General features: G+C 69.6%; 12 protein-coding genes and 1 pseudogene. 5 read left to right on the forward strand and 8 right to left on the reverse strand.

Annotated features, from left to right (window positions below; all coding sequences use genetic code 11):
* Positions 1 to 63: 63 nt before the first annotated feature.
* Entirely contained in the window at positions 64 to 672 is a 609-nt protein-coding gene (locus OHT77_RS44580; protein WP_328834097.1) for a TetR/AcrR family transcriptional regulator, read from the reverse strand.
* Positions 673 to 761: 89 nt separating this feature from the next.
* Between OHT77_RS44580 and OHT77_RS44585 the strand changes: the two genes are divergently transcribed.
* The gene (locus tag OHT77_RS44585; protein ID WP_328834098.1) at positions 762 to 1,676 is read left to right on the forward strand and encodes an NmrA/HSCARG family protein; all 915 of its coding nucleotides are present in this window, start codon (positions 762 to 764) and stop codon (positions 1,674 to 1,676) included.
* Between the two features lie 617 nt (positions 1,677 to 2,293).
* On the opposite strand, the gene OHT77_RS44590 is transcribed toward OHT77_RS44585, so the two are convergent.
* Entirely contained in the window at positions 2,294 to 2,860 is a 567-nt protein-coding gene (locus OHT77_RS44590) for an SMI1/KNR4 family protein (protein ID WP_328834099.1), read from the reverse strand.
* 346 nt (positions 2,861 to 3,206) lie between these two features.
* A complete protein-coding gene (locus tag OHT77_RS44595; RefSeq protein ID WP_328834100.1) occupies positions 3,207 to 3,356 on the reverse strand; it encodes a hypothetical protein in 150 nt (49 codons plus the stop codon).
* 114 nt (positions 3,357 to 3,470) lie between these two features.
* Here OHT77_RS44595 and OHT77_RS44600 point away from each other — a divergent pair, with 114 nt between their 5' ends.
* Positions 3,471 to 4,853 carry an SMI1/KNR4 family protein gene (locus tag OHT77_RS44600; protein ID WP_328834101.1) on the forward strand — a complete coding sequence of 461 codons (1,383 nt, stop codon included), beginning with the start codon at positions 3,471 to 3,473 and terminating at the stop codon, positions 4,851 to 4,853.
* Between the two features lie 221 nt (positions 4,854 to 5,074).
* Here OHT77_RS44600 and OHT77_RS44605 read toward each other — a convergent pair whose 3' ends face one another.
* Positions 5,075 to 5,365 (reverse strand): hypothetical protein, encoded by a 291-nt coding sequence (locus tag OHT77_RS44605; protein ID WP_328834102.1) that lies wholly within the window; start codon positions 5,363 to 5,365, stop codon positions 5,075 to 5,077.
* Positions 5,366 to 5,401: 36 nt separating this feature from the next.
* Positions 5,402 to 11,632 carry a DNRLRE domain-containing protein gene (locus tag OHT77_RS44610; protein ID WP_328834103.1) on the reverse strand — a complete coding sequence of 2,077 codons (6,231 nt, stop codon included), beginning with the start codon at positions 11,630 to 11,632 and terminating at the stop codon, positions 5,402 to 5,404.
* Positions 11,633 to 12,552: 920 nt separating this feature from the next.
* On the opposite strand from OHT77_RS44610, the pseudogene OHT77_RS45135 reads away from it, so the two are divergent.
* Positions 12,553 to 12,864, forward strand: a pseudogene (locus OHT77_RS45135) (transposase); the annotation flags it as partial.
* A 133-nt stretch (positions 12,865 to 12,997) separates the two neighbouring features.
* On the opposite strand, the gene OHT77_RS44615 reads toward OHT77_RS45135, so the two are convergent.
* The 3 genes from OHT77_RS44615 to OHT77_RS44625 all read right to left on the reverse strand — a co-directional run bounded on the left by OHT77_RS44615 (position 12,998) and on the right by OHT77_RS44625 (position 16,593).
* A complete protein-coding gene (locus OHT77_RS44615) occupies positions 12,998 to 13,393 on the reverse strand; it encodes a hypothetical protein (RefSeq protein ID WP_328834104.1) in 396 nt (131 codons plus the stop codon).
* Positions 13,394 to 13,499: 106 nt separating this feature from the next.
* Positions 13,500 to 14,252 (reverse strand): ScbR family autoregulator-binding transcription factor, encoded by a 753-nt coding sequence (locus OHT77_RS44620; RefSeq protein WP_328834105.1) that lies wholly within the window; start codon positions 14,250 to 14,252, stop codon positions 13,500 to 13,502.
* A 1,285-nt stretch (positions 14,253 to 15,537) separates the two neighbouring features.
* On the reverse strand, positions 15,538 to 16,593 hold the full coding sequence (locus OHT77_RS44625) for a ScbA/BarX family gamma-butyrolactone biosynthesis protein (RefSeq protein ID WP_328825826.1): 1,056 nt from the start codon (positions 16,591 to 16,593) through the stop codon (positions 15,538 to 15,540).
* Positions 16,594 to 17,263: 670 nt separating this feature from the next.
* Between OHT77_RS44625 and OHT77_RS44630 the strand changes: the two genes are divergently transcribed.
* Together OHT77_RS44630 and OHT77_RS44635 are read left to right on the forward strand one after the other, a co-directional pair.
* Positions 17,264 to 17,461, forward strand: a complete 198-nt coding sequence (locus OHT77_RS44630) for an acyl-CoA carboxylase epsilon subunit (RefSeq protein WP_328825824.1) — start codon at positions 17,264 to 17,266, stop codon at positions 17,459 to 17,461.
* Positions 17,462 to 19,808: 2,347 nt separating this feature from the next.
* A complete protein-coding gene (locus OHT77_RS44635; protein WP_328825822.1) occupies positions 19,809 to 20,762 on the forward strand; it encodes an AfsR/SARP family transcriptional regulator in 954 nt (317 codons plus the stop codon).
* The last annotated feature ends 37 nt before the right edge of the window (positions 20,763 to 20,799 follow it).

Genomic DNA, 20,799 nt, shown 5'->3' on the forward strand with positions numbered 1-20,799 from the left:
ACTCCGCAACTCCCTCAGGGATGGAGACCAACAGCGCCCTGGACGGGACAGCGGGGCCCGCGGTCAACTCCGCCCCGATCTGGTGGAGGCGTTCCTGGGGATCCCGGCTGTGCCCTGCTCAGGGCTGAGCCCTTCCACGGCGAGGCGGAGGAGGCGGCCGGCCTGGGTATCGGGGTCTGTGTGGTGCTCGGTGGCCAGGGCGATGCCGACGGAGAGGGTCAGCAGGTCGTGAAAGGTGACGTGCGGCTCCACCGCCTTGTCGTGAATCGCCCTCTGGAGCAAGGGAGTTGCAGCCGCTTCGATTCTGCTGCCACAGCTGTTCGGGGAGGGTTTTTCTGTGGGGGGCTCGTAGCTGAGGACATGGGCGAATCCGCGGGCTGAGACGGCGTAGAGGACGAAGGCGTGGAGCCACTCCAGGAGTGCCGTGCGGCCGTCCTCGGCCGTACTCAGCCGGTGGGCGCGCTCGCACAGGCCCTCGATGCGCTCTTGGAAGACAGCTTCGAGAAGGGCGCGGCGGGTGGGGAAGTGACGGCGCACGGTCGCCGAACCGACGCCTGCGGTGCGGGCGATCCGTTCCTGGGATGCCTCGGCGCCGCGCGCGGCGACCTCGGCTTCGGCGACGGCGAGGATGCGCTGGTAGTTGCGTCGGGCGTCCGAGCGCTGACCGGTCATGATCTCCTCATTGCTAAACGGCGGGCCCCGCCATATCTTAACGGCGGGCCCCGCCGTTTTGTCTCTCCGATATGTGAGGAGCGGCAACCATGCCCAGCAGCAGCGACATCGTCCTGGTCACCGGCGCCACCGGCCAGCAAGGCGGGGCCACGGCTCGCGCACTTCTGGCCGCCGGGGTGCCCGTACGCGCGCTCGTACGCGATCCCTGGTCGCAGCCTGCCCAGGCGATCGCGGCGTTGGGCGCCGAACTGGTGAGGGCGGATCTCTCCGACCGGGCCTCCCTCGGTCCGGCGGTCGAGGGGGTCCGCGCGGTGTTCTCGGTGCAGATGCCGCCCATGACCGAGACCAGCGTGGACTTCGCAGGCGAACTCGCCCAGGCCACCAACCTGGTGGACGCGGCGAAGGCCGGAGGAGTACGGCAGTTCGTACAGTCCTCGACCAGTGGCGTCGGTGAACACACCCAGGTCGCCGGCTGGGCCGAGGGCCGCTGGGCGGCGATGGCGGACTACTTCCACACCAAGCAGGCGATCATGGAGGCGGTGCGTGGTGCGGGTTTTGCCCGCTGGACGGTGATCAAGCCCGCCTTCTTCATGGAGAACCTGCCCCTGCTGGCGCCCAAAGGTCCCGGCGGCGGACTGCTGACGGTACTGAAGCCGGACACCGAACTGGCCCTGGTGGCCGTGCGGGACATCGGCACGGCCGCGGCGCACGCCCTCCGAAACCCCGACCGGTTCCACCAGGTGGAACTGGAACTCGCCGGTGACCTGCGCACGATGGAGCAGATCGCGCAGACCTTGTCCGCGGCCTGGGGCGTGCGCGTGACCGCGCCCTCCATGAACATGGACGAGGCCCTCGCCGCGGGCATGCCGAAGTGGGGAGCCGGACACGAGTGGAACAACGTGGTCCTCCAGCCCGCCCGGCCCGCTTTCGCCCGGGAGTTGGGCATCCCTCTCACTACCTTCGCCGAGTGGGCGGATGAGCAGTTGACACCTGTGTCCGGCTAGGGCGTCCGGTGCTGTGACCTTCGGCAGCGCCCGCCGGGGCGGACTGGGGCGAGGAGTTGGAGTGGCCTGCCCGGCATCCTCGCCGCGGTGCTTGCCGGATTCGCCGGGCACCTGTTGGCCGGCCTGCCGTCCTTCGCCCCGGAGGCGGTGACGTCGAACGGCCCGCCCGCGAAAGAGGACAGATCCGCCCCGTCCGCCAACGCCCGGCACATCGCGAACGTCGGATCAGTCCGCCAATCGCCCACGTCACACCACCTCACGGCCAAGTCGAACCGGAGCCGATCATGCCACCCCCAGGTGCGCCTGTTCGAAGCGGAACGTTAAACGGCAAGCTCAGCAGGCTTGAGCCTGTCCGTCCGTAGCCGTGCCTGAGTAAGACGGTAGGAATCGGCGGCCCTCTGCCGGGTCCGCCGCAGCATGCGCCACCGCCGTGACCCGCACCGGCCCGAGCAGAACGCTGCCTCCGCCGTCGTCGTCATCGGTAGCAGGTCCCCGTACTCCTGGCAGTGCCGCCGAGCCGTCCCGCCATCCGCCCCGAACCAGATCATCCAGCCGTACGCACCTCACGGCGGCCTGAGTTCAGAAAGCTCAGCTATTGTCCAGTCGAAACTCCCATGTCAGCTCTCGCTCATCGATGACGACTCTTCATAGCAGTCCAGAAGACTGCCGGTCTCGATTGCCGTGGCCGTCATGTCGAGCAGGTCTGGCAAAGAGGTCCACATCGGGTGCGTTTTGAAGTGGCAGCCGTTCTCGTGGTCGGCAGCTCCGATTCGTCCACGCTGTCGTGTCGGGCGCTGATCGATCACCAGATAGTCGCCGGCGCCGTCTGCGGCGAACGGGATCCATTGCCGGTGCCACCACGGCCCGTGCTCGCGCCCGGGATCGCCCGTTTCGGCGTCCGGCCGTTGCGGGCCGTGGATGTCGGTCCGGCTCGTCCAGGCGTCGACGATGTGCTGTGTGTTCAGCATCATCCAAAACGGTGGTAACAGGATGGCGTCCGCTGTGCCTTCATGACGAAGGAGAGACTCTGTCAGCGAATGGGGGAAGGCTAGGCCGATAGCCTCTTCTGCCCTTACGATCGCCGCGCGCTCGGCGGGAGGTGCCAGCTCGGCGAACGTGCGCGGCGCGTTGTTCACGAGCCACGTCTCGATGCGGGTCCAGGACTCATAGATCGAGGAAGTCATGCGGCGGATCCTGCCAGTTGGTACTGACATGCTCGGCTCTCACGCGGATCACCACACTCTCGGCAGTACCGCCGAGCCGTCCTGTCATCCGCCACGGACAGATCATCGAGTTGTATGCACCTCACGACCAGAGTTCAAAGACACTCACTGAGCTTGTCCTTTAACTACCTTCGGTAGCTTCTTCGACTAGCTTCACACGGGGCGCCGGGACCTGTGGCGGTTCGTTCTCGGAGGTGAGCACCGGTTGGTCCTGTCAGGTGTGCTCGGTTCCGGAATCGATGAAGAGCAGTGAAGTGGCATCGGATTCCTAGAGGAACGCCATCCCCGTACGCTTGTCTGATTCCAGCTACAGGAGTAGCCGCGAGTACCGGTCGACGAGGGGCTCGAGGAAGTCGACGTGCGCCTTGAGGTCGGACGTGCCGCGTCCACGACTGTGCTCGGTGTGGTTCTCGGGACGGTAGCCGTTCAGGCGCCAGCGCTCGGCCTGTTGAGGCAATGCCCGCCGTGTCCGGTCGGCGGTATCGCTCTGTGCACGGGTGGCTGACGAGGTTGTCGGCGGCGGACGACATAATCGCCACCGTCATGATCACTGAACCGGCCGGAGGCCCTGGTGTCCACGCTGCATGATTTCGCCACCTGGGAGCCGCTGCTGCGGCTCCTGCGGGCAGCCCACACGGCGACCCTCGCGGTGCCGGGCGGCAACGTGGCGGGGAGTATCGGTCAAGGTTCGTGGAGCGTGCCCGTGCAGCAACGGCGCCCGCAGCCCGGACGCGCCCTGCTCGTGTCGGACATGCAGGCGGAGTTCGACGCGATCGAGCGGGTGCAAAACGCGCTCGCCGCGGCGGACGTTGCCCACATCGCGTTCACCGTGGAGATCCCGCCCAACGGGCAGGTCGTGCTTCATCTGTTCGATCCCAGCCCCGCTGCGGATCCCGGCATCGGCAACGCCCATCCGGGGGCACTGCTCCTGGTCGAAGGGGCGATGCCCGAGCCATGGCGCCGCCTGCCCGAGACCGTGCCCGGGGCGCGGCCGGCCCCGTCCGTGGACCTGGCGCTGTTGGAACGGACGTTGCGCGAGCGGATACCCGAGGCGATCGGCGCCACCGAGGCGGAGATCGCCGCGGTGGATGCCCGCCTCGGAGTGGCACTGCCCGAGGAGATCAAGGTGCTCTACCGGGTGACGCGCGCGCGGTGGGCGGACTGGGACGACGACTACGAGGCGGCACAGCGCGTCTTCGACGCGGTCGGCTTCGAGCTGGGCTCCCTGGACGACGTCTCCGTCGCTGACAGATCATGCCGTCCGTTCCGTTGGGAGCACGCGGCGATGGAAACGGCTGTCACCGGGCCGGATGCAGCCGTGCAGGATCTGGTCGGCTCGCCCGGATGGATCGTCATCGGCGACACCGGCGGCGGGGACCAGGTCGCCGTCGACCTGACGCCTGGGCCGTGCGGCCACATCGGGCAGATCGTCGTGCTCGACCACGAGCGGAGCGTGGGGGCCGAGCTGTTCGCCGAGTCCCTCACCGACCTAGTCCGGGATCCGGAACGGGACTGGTACTCCGGGCGCGGCCAGCGCGGACTACCCCAGGTGGCGTGGGTCAACCACCAGAGCGTCAGGAGCATCGAGGCCGCAGCCCATCCCGAACTGGAGGTGCTGAGCCTCGGCGTCTGGGACGGTGAACCGTTCAGCCTGGCCCCCGTGATCGGGCTGCCCCGCCTGCGTACTCTCTCCGGCTACCCCGGAACGCTCGCCGACCCACTGGAGATCCCTGGGCTGAAAGCGCTGGAGTTCCTCGAACTCCCACCGGAGGACTGGCGCGTCCTGCTCGACGCCGATGCAGTCCCGCGCAGCCTCTCGGCCGCAGCCATCAGGGCGTACGGCGACCGCGACACGCGCACGATCGTCGCCCTGGCGAACGAGATCCTCGCTCTCTGGGACCGCCCCCCGATCCCTGAGACCATTGTCAACGGCGACCTCGGGCCTCTGCCGTAGCGACTATGGTCCGTTCTCTTAGCGGCACGCGACGATCGAGAAGGCCAGGATCCTCGGGCTTCGGCCCGAGGAGCAAGCCCCCCGCCGTCTACGACTTCCGCGGCCGCGGAGTCGCCTCCGTGCCGGTCCCCGGAGCCCGAGAGGAGCCCGCCCGGAGGCGTGAAAGGGGGCCCGGTCCGAAGGTTCGGCCGAGCCCCCTTTGTTCGAATGGGGCATCTGAATCAGGGCTGTTCAGCCACGAACTGCTCCACGTTGAGGTTGGTGAGCGAGTCCATTGCATCCAACTGTTGGGCTGCGGCGACGAGTTGATCGTATTCAGCGCGGTGGACGGAGATACGGAAGAACTCGATCACGTGCGCGAGATCGTCCAGAGCCTCGTCAGCCTCGTCGTTCTCGACAAGCTTGACAACCGATGCCAGTGACCTCACTGGTCTCGTCTGGTCGGCGATACGTCGTGCGATGCTCTCGGCGACGGAACGAATGAGGGAGTCGGGTGAGTTGGGCGAGTTCATGTGTGGGGACCCTTCGCACCGCGTGGAGATCGCATGTCAGCCCGTCCTGTTGATGTAGGCGGTAGTCACGCCGAGCGGCTTTCCGTCCGGTGCGGCAGTGGTGCGGTAGTGAGCCGTAACGGTGTACTTCTTCTTCCCGCGGCATCCGCAGCCGGTCCAGTAGGAGTACGTGATGTCGTACTTGCCGTTGTAGACACCGCCCCAGGCGTTCCTCCACTTGCCAGAGATGAGTGTCTTCTTGAGGTCGCTGAGCATGGTGGAGCTGGAACGCCAGGCGGATCGCTTTCCGCTCCCGACATGCTTGTCCTTGATGTGCCGGAGACCGAACTTTCCGTACTTGACCCCGTTCACCGTGACGTTGGACGTGCTGCCCTCGCGGATGGTCTTCCAGTGGCTTCCGGGAGAGCGCGACCACATGATGATGCGCCATTTGTCACACTTCTTGAACGGATTTCCCCAGGCGCCGCACCGGCCGTCGAGGTCGGTTCCGTTGACCGGGTCCGCGCAGACGAAGTCGTAGGCGTTGCAGTTGCCGCCGAAGACCGGGTCGGTCTGTAGGAAGCGTGCGGTGCCCGGATTGTAGAGGCGTGCGCCCATGAGGACGAGTCCGGTGAGCGTTTCGCCCGAGCGTTGCTTGCCGCCGAACCAGCCGTAGCGTGCTGCGGCCTTGTTCGTGCGGGGCGCGCCGTTCTCGTCGTTGTCGAGAACCGTGGGTGCGACGGCCGTGTCGAGGGGCAGTTGCAGGGCGATGTCTCCGTGGATGTTGGAGAGGTGCAGGACCGTGTCACCAGACTTGCTTGTGGTGGCGCTGAACACGCCGGTCGCGGAGGTGACGTTGCGGGTGACCGTTCCCTGCGCGGTGTTCTCCACGATCCAGCTGGGGTCGTCGGAGTCGCCGCCGTAGTGGTTGGTCTTGGCGGACGTCTGGGTCCAGGTGCCGGCGCTGTTCGTCTCGATGGTCCAGGCGCGGGAGCGCAGGGCGGCGTCGAGCTGCCAGGTCTGGCGCCAGGTGCCGGCGGTCTGCTGGCGGGCCAGGTCGTTGGCGTAATAGGCGAGGGTCGAGCCCGGCAGGGTGGTGGTGCGGCCGAACGCGTCGTAGGTGTAGCCCGAGTCGACGATTCGGTCCGCGGTGTCGAAGGCACGGGCGGTGGTGGTGCCCGCGCCGGTGGGGCAGGCGAGCCCGGTGTCGGCCGAGACGCTCGTGCTACCTGTCCGGTTGGAGCGCTTGTCCAGGGTGTAGGTGCGCAGCGCACAGGTGTTGTCGCTGGTGTCCTCGACGCGGGTCAGGCGTCCGGCGGCGTCGTAGCCGTATCGCTGGTGCGACCAGCCCACGTGTGAGGAGGTTCGGCCCTGGATCGTGGAGGTGACGGCGTCGCTGTAGACGGCGGTTCCGTCACTGTCCCTGGTGTAGGTGCGCTCCGTGATGGCGCCGGTGGCGTCCTTGGCTTGCTTCAGCGTGTATCCGCCGGGCAGCTTCTCGGACGAGACCGCACCGTCCGCGTCGTAGGTGGCGGAGAAATCGCCCGCGATCGAGTCCGTGGCCTTGGTGGCGAGTCCTCGCGCGTCCACTGCGGTGTCGTAGGTGTATGTGGTGGTGCTGGGCACGCTGTTGCCGACTCTGACGGTGCGGTCGAGAAGGTCGTAGGTGGTTGTGGTGGTTCCTCCATCGGCGTCGGTGTAGGAGATCTCGCGGCCGAGCTTGTCGTAGGCGTGGGTGATGGTGCCGCCGGTCGGTGCGCTGGTCTTGGCCGTGCGGCCTGTCGCGGGGTCGTAGGTGGTTGTGGTCGCGGGGACGTCCGCTCCGATGCCGCCGGTGACGGTCACGCTGGTGGGCCTGCCGGCCGCGTCGTGGCCGTGGGTGATGGTGCGGGTCGTCGTACCGACTTTCTCGGCGGTCTTGGCCGTGTTGCCCCAGCGGTCGTATTCGGCGGTCATCGTGGGCAGTTGGGCAGGGTTGCTGCCGCCGCCGGCGATGTCACCGGCCGGGCCGCTGGTGCACAGCAGGCCGGCCCATTCGGGTCGCCCGGCGCAGGTCCCGGTGCCGGTCGCGGACCAGTAGGCGCTGACCTGTGTTCCCGCGTCGGTGCCCGAGGTTCCTGGTGCGCCCTGCTTGGTCACACGGCCCTGGCTGTCGTATTCGGTCGTGGTCGTGATGGCGAGCCCGCCGGGGTCCTGCACGACCTTGGTCGGCAGGCCCTTCGTCCAGTCGTAGTCGACGGTGGTCAGCTCGGCGTCAGCCATGAAGGCCGGGTGCTCGCGGACCTGTGCGCCTTGCGTGGTGCTTGTGACCTGGTTGCTCGTGCTCACGCCGGCGTCCGTGGGACGGCCCTCGTCGTAGCGCGTGCTGGTCCAGCTGCGGGCGATGACGGATGAATCTTTCGACACGAGGGTGGTGCTGCCCGACTTCAGGTCCTTGGCGAGGTCGACACGTCCCAGCGGCCCGTACTTTTCGAGTTCCTTGGTGCCCGTGTCGTCGTACACCGAGCGGGTGGACAGCAGTTCGGCGCGCTCGGCGCTGGGCAGGCTGCTCAGTCCCAGCTCGGCGAGGGCGTCCTTGCCGTCCGCCGTTGTCGCGAGAGCCGTCTCCCGATTCCCGGCCGACAGGACACGTACGGTGTTGCCGAACCGGTCGTAGTCGGTGCTGTCGATCCGGCCGCCGGGCTCGGCGGTGTTCGTCTGCTGACCCGACACATTGAGGTAGTGGACGGTGGCGCGGCGGTAGTCGGACTGCGTCAGAGCCGATCCGGAGTGCGAAGCAGGTACCGAGTCGGCCGGGAATACCGCGGCGGCGTCGGCGGGTATGTCGCGCTGTCCCCAGGTTCCGACCGAGGCGGCGTTCATCTGATGGGGCGCGGTGGACCCGGACAGGGGCACGTCGTAGACGACGCTGGTGGTCGCCGTTCCCTCCGTGGTGTCGGCCGTGCCCTGCTTCAGTGCGGCGCGGGAGACCTTGAGCAGCATTCCCTCGCCTGCTGCGGGGTCGTTGCCCGCTTTGCCGTAGGTGAACGTCCAGGGCAGTTCACCGGGCGGCGTCAGCGAGATGATCCGGCCTGCCGAGTCGTAGGAGTATTCGGTCACCAGGAGCGGGGTGATCTGGGGGTTCCAGGCACGGCGGAGCCGGCCGGCGTCGTCGTACTCGTATGTCTGGACGACCCTGGACGTGGCGCCAGCGGCTTCGGGCTCGGTGGACCAGAGACGGATCTCGCGTACCTGCCCGGCGAAGTCACCGAACGCGGACGAAGTGGCCTTCGTCGTGGGGGCGTACACGTACTCCAGCAGGCGGCAGCCCTTGGTCGACGGGTCCGCCGCGCAGGCGGATGCGGTGGCGGCGGATGTGGGGGCGATAATCCGGGTGGGCCGGGCCAGTTCCGTGTCGCCGACCTTGACGGACTCCGACATGACCGAGGTGACCGAGTTGGCCAGTCCATCGATCAGGGTGCTGCTGACCTGCCACGCTGATGACGTCGGGTCGGCCCTGGTGAACTCGGTCACCGTGCCGGAGCTGTCGGAGAGGGTGAAGGTGCCGGTGACGCTTCCCTTCAGCACCATCTCCTCGGCGCCGGGTTCGGGTATCCAGCCGGTGCGCGCGGCATTGGCCGTGAAGTGGATCGGGCTGGCGTCGGCGAGGACCACGCTGATGGCCGTGTCGGAGATCTTCTCCAGGCGCGTGTAGTCCGACTCGTTCAACTGAGCCTCGAAGCCCGACACCCACTGCGGCCCGAAGATCACGGCCTGGTCGTCCTGTTGTGTGGCGGCCTCCGGGCGGCGTGAGAAGGCGGTACGGGACACGGAGAGGCCGAAGTAGGAGGCGTCCTCCTCGGAGAGGGTGAAGTCGCCGGTGAGCAGGTTGACCGACCCGGGGCCGATGTCCTCGCTCGCCGCGTTGTCGGCGTTGCGGTCCACCACCACAGTGATCGGATCCGTGCTGCCCGTCGCGCCGTTGGGGCCGGTGAAGTCGGACTTGAGCTCGACACTTCCGTCAGGTGCGACCGTGGCCGACGCGTTCCATGCCAGCGGCGCGTTTTTGCCGTTCGTCAGCGTCACCGGCCACTGTGTGAGGGCGGTGCCGTCCAGTGTCACGTGCGCGGCGGGGACGAGCTGCCAAGGGTCCGCCGCGGAACGCCGCCACGAGAAGGAGGCCGCGTTGTACTTACCGCCGTCGGTCTCGGTTTCGAGGGTGAGACGGCGCGCGGTCCGTTCCCCGGAGGCAGGACGGAGGAAGCCGCCGGCTCCCACGTTGAACGTGTACTCGACCGTCGAGGACCGGTTGTCCGCCTTGTCGACGGCACGGACCAGCAGCGACTGCGGTCCGTTGTCGGACGGGGCGATGGAGACGGTCTTGTTGCCGGTCGCACCTGCGGTAGAGACCTTGGTCCAGGTCACGCCGTCGAGCGACCACTCCAGCCAGTTGTGGTCCGCGGCCGGTGGCGTGATCGTGAAGACGCCGGTCTGTCCGGCACCCTTGCTCCACTTCCCGGTCGGGTAGTCGGTCGAGACGACCTTGGTGGGAGCGGCCGGGGCCATGGTGTCGACCGTGAACGTCTTCCACGCCGACCAGCCGTTGTTGTAGTGCGTCCCGTCATAGGGAGAGGTACGGAACTTGTACGTCTTGCCGTCGGCCAGGATTCCGGACGGCACGGTCACCGAGGTGACCTTCCCGGAAGGCACGTACTTTGACACGATGACGTCGCCGACCTGAGTGTCGGTGGCGTTGTCGAAGATTTGGAAGGTGCCGTTGACCTTGTCACCGTCGGCGTCGACGAAGGTGTCGCGCAGCGTGGGCGTGGTGGTGTTGACCGTGTAGGCGCCGCTGTAGGAGAAGTACGGCGGACCGGCCTCCTGCTTGGTGCCGGTGCGCGGCCGGTAGTTGTAGGTGACCACCAGCTTCGGCGGGTTGGACGCGGCGTTGGCGGAGTTGACCCTCTTCCACTGCGCCAACACAGTCTCGCTGGACGCTCGCAGGCCCATGTGGCCGCGCGTCGCATTGGCCGAGGCCCACTCCTGTACGAGCGACGTCACATCGGCGTTGATCCATCCGTCGGGCGCCGACGTGCAGTCCGCGTTGCCCCTGGTCTCGGTGGAGGTGGCCTTCCTCGCGGTCCAGGCCGGCTGTGCGGCCCAGCGCGATGCCGTCGAGGCCGCTCCCGAGGACCACACCTCCCACGGGTACACCTTGCAGTCCGTGTTCCCCGAGTGGAAGTTCCACAGGCTCAGCTTCGCGTCCAGGACCAGCGCGTTCTGGACCGGTGTGGTGTTCCAGGAGATGAAGGACCGCGCGGTGCGCGCCGTGCCGTCGGCGTTGGTCGTGCCCGGGTTGCCGAGGTCCAACTCGGTGTCCGTGGACCAGTCGACCGTCTCGCCCTGCTGTACATACGTGTCGAAGACGTTGCTCAGCGAGGATGTGGACGGGTCGACCGTGACGGGATACGTGGTGTCGGGGTCGGCAAGAAACCTCGCGTCCGGTGTGACCACCAGGTCGACGGAGGAACCCTTCTGCACGACCTTCAGGCCGACCTTGGCCCGGTTCGTGTGCTCGCCCGACCGCTTGTCGACGGACGCGTCCCACATCACCGGGGCAGGCATGACGGCCCGCCGCTTATTCTTTCGGTCGGTGAACTGCACGCTGCCGTCCGGCAGTTGCTTGGCCTTCAGCCCTTTGGCCTTCAGGGGCAGCGTGTACGAGTAGGCGCCCGCGCCGGGCCGCTTCTTGATCTCGACGTACTGCTCGAAGCCGGTACGGGTGGCCTCGACAACCACATCCGCGTCGGGCACGGCGTTGACGTACTCCGCCCGGGTGCCCTCCAACCTCGGTTTCGGCAGCCCGCCCTTCCACTGAAGGATGATCTGCTGCTCGCCCTCTCCGAGCGTCACCAGGTCGGTGGCCTTCGCCTCACGGGCCGCCTTCAGCGACTTCGCCGGTGCACCCGTCTTGCCTGCGAGCCGGAGTCCCTCCGGGTGGGCGAGCGGTTCCACACCCGAGCCGGATTCCCGCAGCCGCACATCGACGTCGACCCACTTGCCGTCCCGCTCGAACCGGACGGGCCCCGCTGAGAGTTCGGTCGTCAGGCTGCCGTCTTTGTTCGCCCAGGTCGTGGATTCCTCGGTGCGCTCCGAGAGTGCCTCGACCCGCCTGCCGGACAACCTGGCCGCGACACGGGCCGAAGGTATGTCGGCCGCCTGCGTCGCCGTCGGCTTCTTTGGGGACTCCGGAGTTCGCGACGGTGGGGCCGCCACGGAACTCGTCACGTCCAGGAGGGTGATGGCCATCGTGAGAGCTGCGCCGCCCGCTGTCCAGCGAACGATCCCCCTGCGCTGAGGCCGCCCGCGCCGTCGCGGCGTGAGTCTGTGAGCCGTCATCATTCCGACCTTTCATGCTTCACATCGACATCACCCATGTGTTGTCAAAGTGAAGGTATGCAACAGGTAAAGATCATGAATGATTGCAAAACACAGAACTCGGACAGGTTATGCACAGTGAGTTCCAGTGATTCGCGTCACCTTGATGGGGATTGGTGTATCAACTAGGGCGAACTGGACCCGCCTGTCGGGGGCTGTCGTGTCTAGGGTCTATAGATCCGGTGTCGCCTTCTTGTCCTGCGGCGCGGCGTCCGCCGTCATCGTTTGGACCTATCGCGCGTCCAGTGATGCCTTCGGCGAGATCTGCGCCAAGGGGAAATCGACTACCTCTGCGACCGGTTGGGATTCTCGGCCATCACGATCGACAGCATCGGCACCTCCGTGTGCAGGCGAGGCGGGAGGCCGCCGAAGAGTGGCCCGTGGCCGTGACGCTCGTTTGACGCTCTGGTGCATCGCGACCCGGTTTGGCGGCGGGGAAAACCTATCTGACCTGCATGTTCTCCCGGCATCGTCCCTCGTGACAACTTTCCGATGACCATGTGGAGTGTGTCGCGATCCTTGAGCCGGTGGTAAAGGTGTACTGACCTGCGGTTTTGCGCGTGCGCGTTATGTGCAGCGTGGGCGTTACGGGCGATATCTTGACGCTGAAATGGCGCTCGTGACGTTCGTTCTGATGGGGTGTCAGGCGAACTGTTGGACAGGTCAGGCCCCGTCGGGTGGCTGCGCGGCCAGGTCCGGGTCGCCGACGGCCGCAGTGTGGAGCCGAGCGGGGGGGGGATCGACTCGTAGTCTGTGCGCACCGCTGACACTGTCCCGGCCGGCATCAGGGGCTGGACGCGGGCGAGAAGGTGAAGGGCCGTAAGCGGTTTATCGTCGCCGACGCTCTCGGCGTGCTCCTGGCTGTCCACGTTGTCGCCGCGAACATGCAGGACCGCGGCGGCGCGAGGCACCCGCTGCTCTGGACTCGGCTGGACCGTCGGGGAGTGCGGAAGGTCTGGGCCGACCAGGGTTTCGCCGGCCGCCTAGTGGACTGGGCGCGGGCGGTCCTCGGCTGCGAGCTGGAGATCGTGCGCAAGGCGCCGGACCAGGGCGGGTTCCAGGTCCGGCCCGAGTGCTGGGCCGTCGAGTGCGCCTTCTCGTGGATGACCGTGCATCGGCGCCTCGCGCGCGGCTACGTGTGGCTCACCGCCCGTTCCGAGACCATGATCGGCTGGGCAATGATTGGAATCATGGTCCGCCGACTGCCCCGCGGCCATCCGGCCACGCGGCCGGGCTCTAGGCGATTGATTCGGGTGGGGCCGGACGGGGATACGGTTCGGGCGACATCGCGACCTGCGCGGCGAACGTCGAAACTTCCTCGGCTGCGTCCCGTCGTACGCCGAAGTAGATCAGCGGGCCCGTTTCGTTGCCGTGCAGTCCGTCTTCCCATACCGGGTGGTCATCCTGCTCCCCGGTCGGGTTGGGCCACCGCTCCAGCAACGCGGCCACGTATGCCGCAATGTGCTCGTTCGGTGGCTCATGCGGGCCTCTGTCCGCCAATCGATCCCCGCGACGGACGAACTGGCCGTAGAGCTCCTCGAAGGTCTGACCAGCAGCAAAGTCGTCGGGCGGGCGGCTACCTTCCCAGACGGCCAGGCTGCAAGCGCCGTATTTCCGAGTGCCGTTGTTCATGACGGAAAAGTGCCACACGGCCATCAAGCGCTCTGGCGCGCCCAGGTAGAGCGTGGGTGGTCACACGCCGAGCCGAGGCGGACCGACATCATTCTGAAACGATCGGTTAGTGGGTTGCTGCTGCTGTCTTTTCCTTTGTTTCTGGGTGTGTGGTTTCTGTTTTGGTTCCTGTGTTTTCGGTGTTGTCGTCTTGTCCGTCTTCGCTGATCTCGTCGTTGTCGCTGTTGTCTGTGTTTTGTGTGAGGTGGGTGATGTTGGGGGTGAGGTTGAGGGTGGTGAGGGTGGCGGGGTGGGTGATGGTGGGGAGGGTGTGTTTGAGGAGGGCGGTGATGGTGGTGGGGAGGTTTTGGTAGTTGGTGGTGGCTTGGGACATGGCTTGGATGCCGGCGAAGGCGCCGACGAGGATTTGGGCGGTTTCTTGGGGGTTGACGTGGGGGAGGAGTTCGCCTTGTTGTTGGGCTTGGGTGAGGAGGTTGGTGACGATGGTGGTCCAGTGGTGGAAGGGGGCGGTGCGGTCGAGTCCGTCGGCGCGTTGGTCGAGGGTGAGGCGGACGCCGGCGCGGACGAGGGGGTCGGTTTGGAGGCGGTGGGCGTGGAGCATGGTGGTGTCGATGAGTTCTTGGGTTTTGCAGGGTTGTGGGGGGACGGTGAGGTTTTGGTCTTGTCCGGCGAGGACGCCTTGGGCGAGTTGTTCTTTTGATTTGAAGTGGAAGTAGAGGGCGCCTTTGGTGACGTTGGCGGTGGTGAGGATTTCGCTGATGGTGGCGGCTTGGTAGCCGCGTTCTTCGAAGACGGTGGCGGCTGCCATGAGGATGGTGTGGCGGGTGCGGATGGCGCGGTCTTGTTTGGGTTGTGGCATGGGGTGGCTTCTTTCGTTGCGGGTGGGGGTCCGCGGGGTGGGTTAAAAATACCGTCCAGTTCGTATAGTCTACGGGGTTTGGTGGGGCGGGGTGGGGGGTGTGCGGTGATCGGTTGCGGGGCTGCGGTGGGGGTGTCCGGGGGGTGTGGGAGGGGCGGGGGGCGGGGCCGGGGTTTCTGCCGCAGTTTTCAATTAGTTCTTGTTTAGGGCGTTTTGTGCGCATGTGTGGGTGGTTGGTTTTGGTGGGGCCGGTTCCTCGGTGCAGGGGACGATGCTGAGGGCCTGGCCGACTGGGTCCGTCGGTGGTGGGTGCAGGGTCGCCGCGGGTGGCCTTGGGGTGTTGGCGCTTGCCGGGTGTGCGGGTCCGCCGGTGGGTGGCCGTTTTCCCTTGCCGGTCGGCGGTCGGCGGTCGGCGGTGCTGCGGGTGGGTTTTGTGCGGGTGGCCCGGTTGGTGCGGTGTCCGGTGGGTGGGCGTGCCGGCTGATGCCCGGTGGTTTTGAGGTGGGTGTGGTGCGGGCTGGCTCGGGGGCGCCGGGCTGTGCGCGGCGGGCTGTCGGTTCGTGAGCCTGCCCCCGGGCCTTCGGTGGTTGGCCGGGGGATTGTGTGGCTGGCCGCACGGCCCGCGCCGGGCGGCTGAATGGCGGGGCGGTGGAGGCCCCGGGCGGGGCTGGCTTCTGGCGGTCGCGTGGTGTGTTCCGGCTGTTGTCGGGCGGCGGCCGGCGGTGTTTCTGGGCGCAGGTCCGTGGCCCGCTGGTGTGCTGGCCGGGGGCGTGCCGACGGGGCGGGGCGGTTCGGGTGGGGATGGTCCTGGGGTGTGTGGTGATGGCGTCGGTGTGTCCGGGGCGGCGGACTGTCCGTGCGGCCGGGTGGGGCCCGGCGGGGTGGGGGCGGGGGTGTCTTGTCCGGCCGTGGGCCGGGTCTTCCCGTGAGCCGTGAGCCGTGAGCTGTTCAGCTGTGTGGTGCTGCGGTTCGTGGCGGGGGGTGTCCGGCCGTGGGGTGCCGTGTGTCCGTGTGCTGGCGGGGCCCTGGGGCTGAGCTGTGCCCGTGTGCCCGTGTGCCCGTGTGCCCGTGTGCCCGTGTGCCCGTGTGCCCGTGTGCCCGTGTGCCCGTGTGCCCGTGTGTCGGGGTGTCGGGGTTCGGGCGGGGCTGGTGGTGGTGGTGGTGGTGGGCCGGTGCGTGGGGTGCCGTGTGCTGCCGGGGCTGGGGTTGGTGTGTGGGGCGGGTGCGGGTGGGTCGGGCCTGCCGGGTGGTGCGGGGTGCCGGGGTGTGGGGGTGTGTGGGGTGGTTAGGGGGTGGTGGTGGTGATGGTGGTGTGGAAGACGGGGTGGTTGTTTTGGTGGCAGGTGATGTGGGTGGTGTGGTGGCCGGGGGTGGTGGGGGTGGTGGTGTGGGTTTGGAGGTGGCAGGGGGTGTCGAGTTCGGCGTAGTTGGTGAAGGTGGTGGTGAGGGTGAGGGGGAGGGTGGGGTGGCCGAGGTGGGCGGTGGTGGCCTGGCGGGCGGCTTCGAGGAGGACCATGCCGGGGATGTGGTCGACGGGGTGGTCGAAGAGGACGGGGTGGCGGGTGTCGGTGCGTAGTTGCCAGGTGTGGGGGTGGGGGGTGGGGGTGAGGACGACGTCGGTGGGGGAGGTGCGGCCGACGGTCTGGGGTGCGGTGGGTGCGGTGAGCGGGAGGGGGGTGGTGTGGGTGCGGTTGCCGCGCAGGCGCTGGTAGACGGCGGGGGGTGTGCAGGTGCAGGAGGCGTCGGCGCGGGCGAGGACGTGGCCGTCGCGGCGCAGGGTGCTGGTGTAGCGCAGGGAGGCGGCGCGGCCGCGGCGGCGGGTGATGTCGGAGCAGGTGACGTCGATGGTGAGGGCGGCGGGGGCGGTGCCGACGCGGAGGTGGGCGGGGTCGAGGGCGATGCTGAGGTCGTGCATGACGAAGCTGTGGTCGAGGGGGACGCCGTATTCGGTGTGGGCGAGCAGGAGGCCGCTCTGGCGGATCGTTTCGGCGGCGATGAGGGGGTCGTGGTAGCCGGCGATGGGGGTGAAGAAGGAGTGGCCGCGGGGCCACTGGGCGCTGACGGTGAAGCGGTCCTCGCCGGTGCGCTGCCAGTCGGTGAGCAGGACCTCGGCGACCGAGGCGCGGTGGACGAACTCCTTGGGCACGGTCCGGGTCAGCGACAGGTGGGCGTAGGCGTCCCGGCCCGCCGGCACCCCGCCCGCGGCGGACGCGGCGGCGCCGGGGGTGCGGGGGGCGGCCGCGGTCAGCGGGGCCGGGGCGGCGGCCGGGCTGCCGGCGGCCGGGGCGGGTGCGGCGGTGGTGAGGGCCGGGCGGTGGGCCTGGAACGTGTGCGTAGACATGGTTCCCCCTTGTACCGGGATCGGGACGAAACAGAACAGAACAGGCGTGTTGAGGGTGGGGTGCTTCCGCCTCCCCGGCTTCCTGCCGCCCCGCCGGACCGGGGTGGGGCAGGAAGCGGTGCGGGGTGCGGGGTGGTGCGGCGGGACAGGTGATGCCGTGCGTGCTGTGCGGGGCTGTGCCGTGCCGTGCCGTGCCGTGCCGTGCCGTGCGGTGCCGTGCTCGTGCGGGGCGGTGCCGTGCGGCGTTACGGGTGTGCGGGCGTGCGGCAGCGCGGTGCCGTGCGGTGGTGCGGGGGTGCGGGGTGGTGCCGTGCCGTGCGGTGGCGCGGTGCTTCCGAGACCAGAAGATACATACCACTCGGTTTTCTTTCTAGGGGTATCGGAGCTTCCGGGGGCACGGGATGTGGAAGAACCCGCTCCGCGCCGGGTGGCCGAAACCGTGCCCGCACCCCGCCGTCACCGCCCCGCCGAGCCCCCCGCGCGCCCCGCCGTGCCCGCCCGGCGCCGGGTGCGCGGGGGTGGGGTGCGGACCGTGCCCGGGGCCGGTCCGGGCCGGGTCCGCGGGGGGCTTGGCGGGGTGGTTCTCGAGCGGGGCGTCAGTGGTTTTCCAGGGCGCGGGTGCAGGGTGGCCGCACGTCGGGATGAAGGGGGTGCGGGCCGGGTGAGCAGCGTGGAGAGTGTTTTCCGGGTGGAGCGCGGGCGGGCGAGCAGGGAGGAGCTGGCGGCGCTGTGCGCCGTGCTGTGCGCGGTGCTGGCCGCCCGCGGGGAGGAGGCCGGCGAGGGGAGCGGCGCCGGGCCGGAGGCGGGGGATGTGTGGAGCCCGGAACGGACGGCCGCGGCCTACCGGCCTCCCCGCGCCTGGCGGTGACAGTCCCGGGGACCGTATGGATGTGGCCGGTTCGGCGGGTCCGTCTCTGACCCGTTTATGTAAACCACGCGTGCGGTTTTTTGTGACGGGCTGGAGTCGGGCGGAACAGGGCGGGTGGCGTGGTGTCGCGCGGCACGGGCTGGCCCGTGCCGCGCTGTGCTGTGCCGTGCCAGGGCGGCCCGTGGGGGAGGGGGCGCGTGCCGTGGAGGGTTTCCGGCGGCCTGCCCTGACGGCTGCCGGCGTGGGCGTCCGGGCCTGCGCCGGCGGGACGCGCCGCCGCACGGGCACCGGCGCGCCTCCCGTGCCCGCGCCCCGGCTGCGCTGCGCAGCGGTGCGGTGGTCTGTGGGTGTGGGTGGGTGGTCGCGTACGTGCCGGTGCGCGTTGTGCGGGAGTTCGCCGCCCGGCGCCGCGGTCCTGGGTGAGGTGGTGTTCGGGATCGGCTGGCCGGGTCGTGCCGGGCAGTTGCGCGCCGGGGCCGGATGGTTCCTGGGCGGGGGCGGGTTCGGCTTCCGTGTCGACGGCGCGCCGTGCCGCGGCCGGGTCCGTCCCGTCCGGCGGGCCAGCGGGCCGGCACCTGTGGCTGTTGTCTGCGGTGCGGAGTCCGGGTGCGGGGGTGCCGGTGCAGGGTGCGGCGGTGGGCCCGTGGCCGTTGGTGCCGGGGTGGTGCCCGGCACTGGAGGCCGGTGGGCGTGCCCAGTACGGGTGTGGGCGTGTGCACGGGTGCGGGCGTGTGCGGTGAGGTGTGGCGGGGGCCGCGCGGGGGTGTCGCACGGATGCGGATGCGGATGCGGGGGCGTACGGCCGGGAGGTTCTGGGCCGGACGGTGGGGTGGAGGGTTTCGCCGGCCGAGGGTGCCGTCGGGCTCCTGGCGGTGACCGGTGCCGGGGGTGGTGGAGCGCCGTGAGCTCTCCGCGGAGGGGGCAGCGCGGGGAAGTGTGTGGCGGGGGCCGGTGCCGGTGGGCGTGGCGGGGGAGTCGGCGGCGCGCACCCCTGCGTGAGCGAACGAGCGGGTGGGTGTGGGGTGGGGTGGGGTTGCGGGGGCTGTGTGGCATCTGGCCGCGTGAGGCGGTGTCCGGCCGGGTGGTTGCGTGAGGGGTGGGGTGCTGCGGGCCGGTTTCCGGCTCGGTGTCGGTGTGGCCCGGGTGTCGTGCGTGGAGGTGTCCGTGCTGTGGCGGGCGGCGGGTGGGTGGCCGCAGGGCCGGGCGGGGCGGGGTGGGTTGCGCCAAGGGGCGCGGTGAGGGTGCCGTGGCGCGGTCGGCGCGGGCACCATCCGCCTCGGGCAGCGGCATGTGCGGCGCGGCGGCGGGTTTCGAGGGTTCGGCGCGTGGGCCGCGGTATGGCCGGCGCGGTTCGTGGGGTGCCTGGGTCCGGCTGCCGCCGCCTGACCGTGTCGCGGTAGCACCGCGTGTCGGTCTCGATGCCACCGGCATTTTCCCGCGCCTCCGGGAAGACTGGCCGCCCCTTTTTTCCGCGCCCCCTCGGCCCCGGGCGGCCCCCTTCTTGCCGCCGCGCGCTTCTCTGCCGGGCCCGCTTTCCCTCTGTCGTCGGGCCGGCCGTTGTCGTCGGGTCGGTCGCTGACGGCTGACGGCCCGGCCTGCGGCCAGGGCGGCAGCGCACTTACGGTGGCCGCCGCCCGTGCACGGCTGCCTTCGGTCTCCCCGGGGGTGCCCATCCGCCGGACCGGGCCTGCTGAGCGGCGAAGACCGGGACCGGCGCCCCCGCTTCCATCCCCGGCACCCGATGCCCCGAATACCCGCCCCGCGCCCCGCCTTCCGGCCCGGACACCCCTCACCCCAGCCCCCCGCTCCCTCCGATCCCGGCACCCCGCACCCCAGTGCGCCCCCCGGCAGCCCGCCCCCGGTAGCCCGTACCAGCCAGTTCCCCTGACCCGCACCCGCCCGGGCGGACGCCCTCCTGCGTCCTGGCGACAGCCGTGCCGGCCACGGCCACCGCGACCTGGCCGGGAGGACGGCCTTACCGGGGTGGCTGGGCCGAGCTGAACCGAGCCGGCCGGATGGGCGGGCGCGTGCGGCCAAGCCGCGCCGGGCAGGTTGAGTCGACCCTGCCAGCCCTGCCAGCCCTGCCAGCCCTGCCAGCCCTGCCAGCCCTGCCAGCCCTGCCAGCCCTGCCAGCCCTGCCGACGGGGTCGGGCGGGCCGGCTGCTCGGCGCGCTCGTCAGAGTTGGCCGGATCTGTGCGCTCGCGGCGGCGGGATGTCCATCACGACATTGACAAACCGTCCGTGCTGTTTTTTTATCGAGGGGTTCCCGTGCCGTGATGGTCCGGGTGCCGGGCGGTCCGGTTGCGGGCCGCTGCTGTCGTGGCGGCCGTGTAGGGGGAGTTGGGTGTGGAGATCGAAGTGCTGGGCTGGCTGGCGGTGCGGGTGAACGGTGTGTCGGTGGTGCCGACGGCTCCCAAGCCGCGGCGGGTGCTGGGGCTGCTGGCCCTGCATCCCGATCAGGTGGTGCCGGTGTCCGCGCTGGTCGAGGAGTTGTGGGGGGCGCTGCCGCCGCGCAGTGCGCGGACCACGCTGCAGACCTACGTCCTGCAGCTGCGCGAGCTGATCGGCACGGCCCTGGCCGCACCGGTCCCGCGCCGGCCCGACGGCACCGCAGACACAGACCCGGGCGACACCGCGGACGCACGCGACACCGCAGACGCAGGCATCAGCGACGGCGACGGCGTAGGTGCAGGTGGTGGCGGTGCCGGCGACGGAGGTGGGCGGCTGGGGGCCAAGGACGTGCTGGCCACGGTGGCGGGGGGTTATCTGCTGCGGACGGGGGGCGGGACGGTCGACCACCGGGAGTTCGAGCGGCGGGCGGGCGGCGGTTACCGGGCGATGGACGCGGAGGACTACGCGGGGGCGGCCCGCCGGCTGGCCGGCGCGCTGTGCCTGTGGAACGGGCCGGCGCTGAGCGGGGTGCAGGCAGGCAGCCAGATCGAGATGGAGACGCGCCGGCTGGAGGAGGCGCGGCTGTGCGCGCTGGCCCAGCGCATCGACGCCGACCTGCACCTGGGCCGCCACCGTGAGCTGCTGCCGGAACTGACGGTGCTGGTCAACCAGCACCGGATGCACGAGAGCCTGCACGGCCAGTTCATGGTCGCGCTGCACCGCGCGGGCCGGCGCGGCGAGGCCCTGGACGTCTACCAGCGGCTGCGTGCCACCCTCGTCACCGAACTGGGCCTGGAGCCCTCGGCCCCGCTGGGCCGCCTGCAGCGCTCCATCCTCACCGCCCGCCCCGACCACACCCCCCTCCCCGCCCCCGGCACACCCCCGCAACTCACCACCCGCCCCGCCTGACCCACCCCCGCCCCGCCCCGCAGCACCCGCCCCCACC

It is taken from the genome of Streptomyces sp. NBC_00252, assembly GCF_036187565.1.
GTDB lineage: Bacteria > Actinomycetota > Actinomycetes > Streptomycetales > Streptomycetaceae > Streptomyces.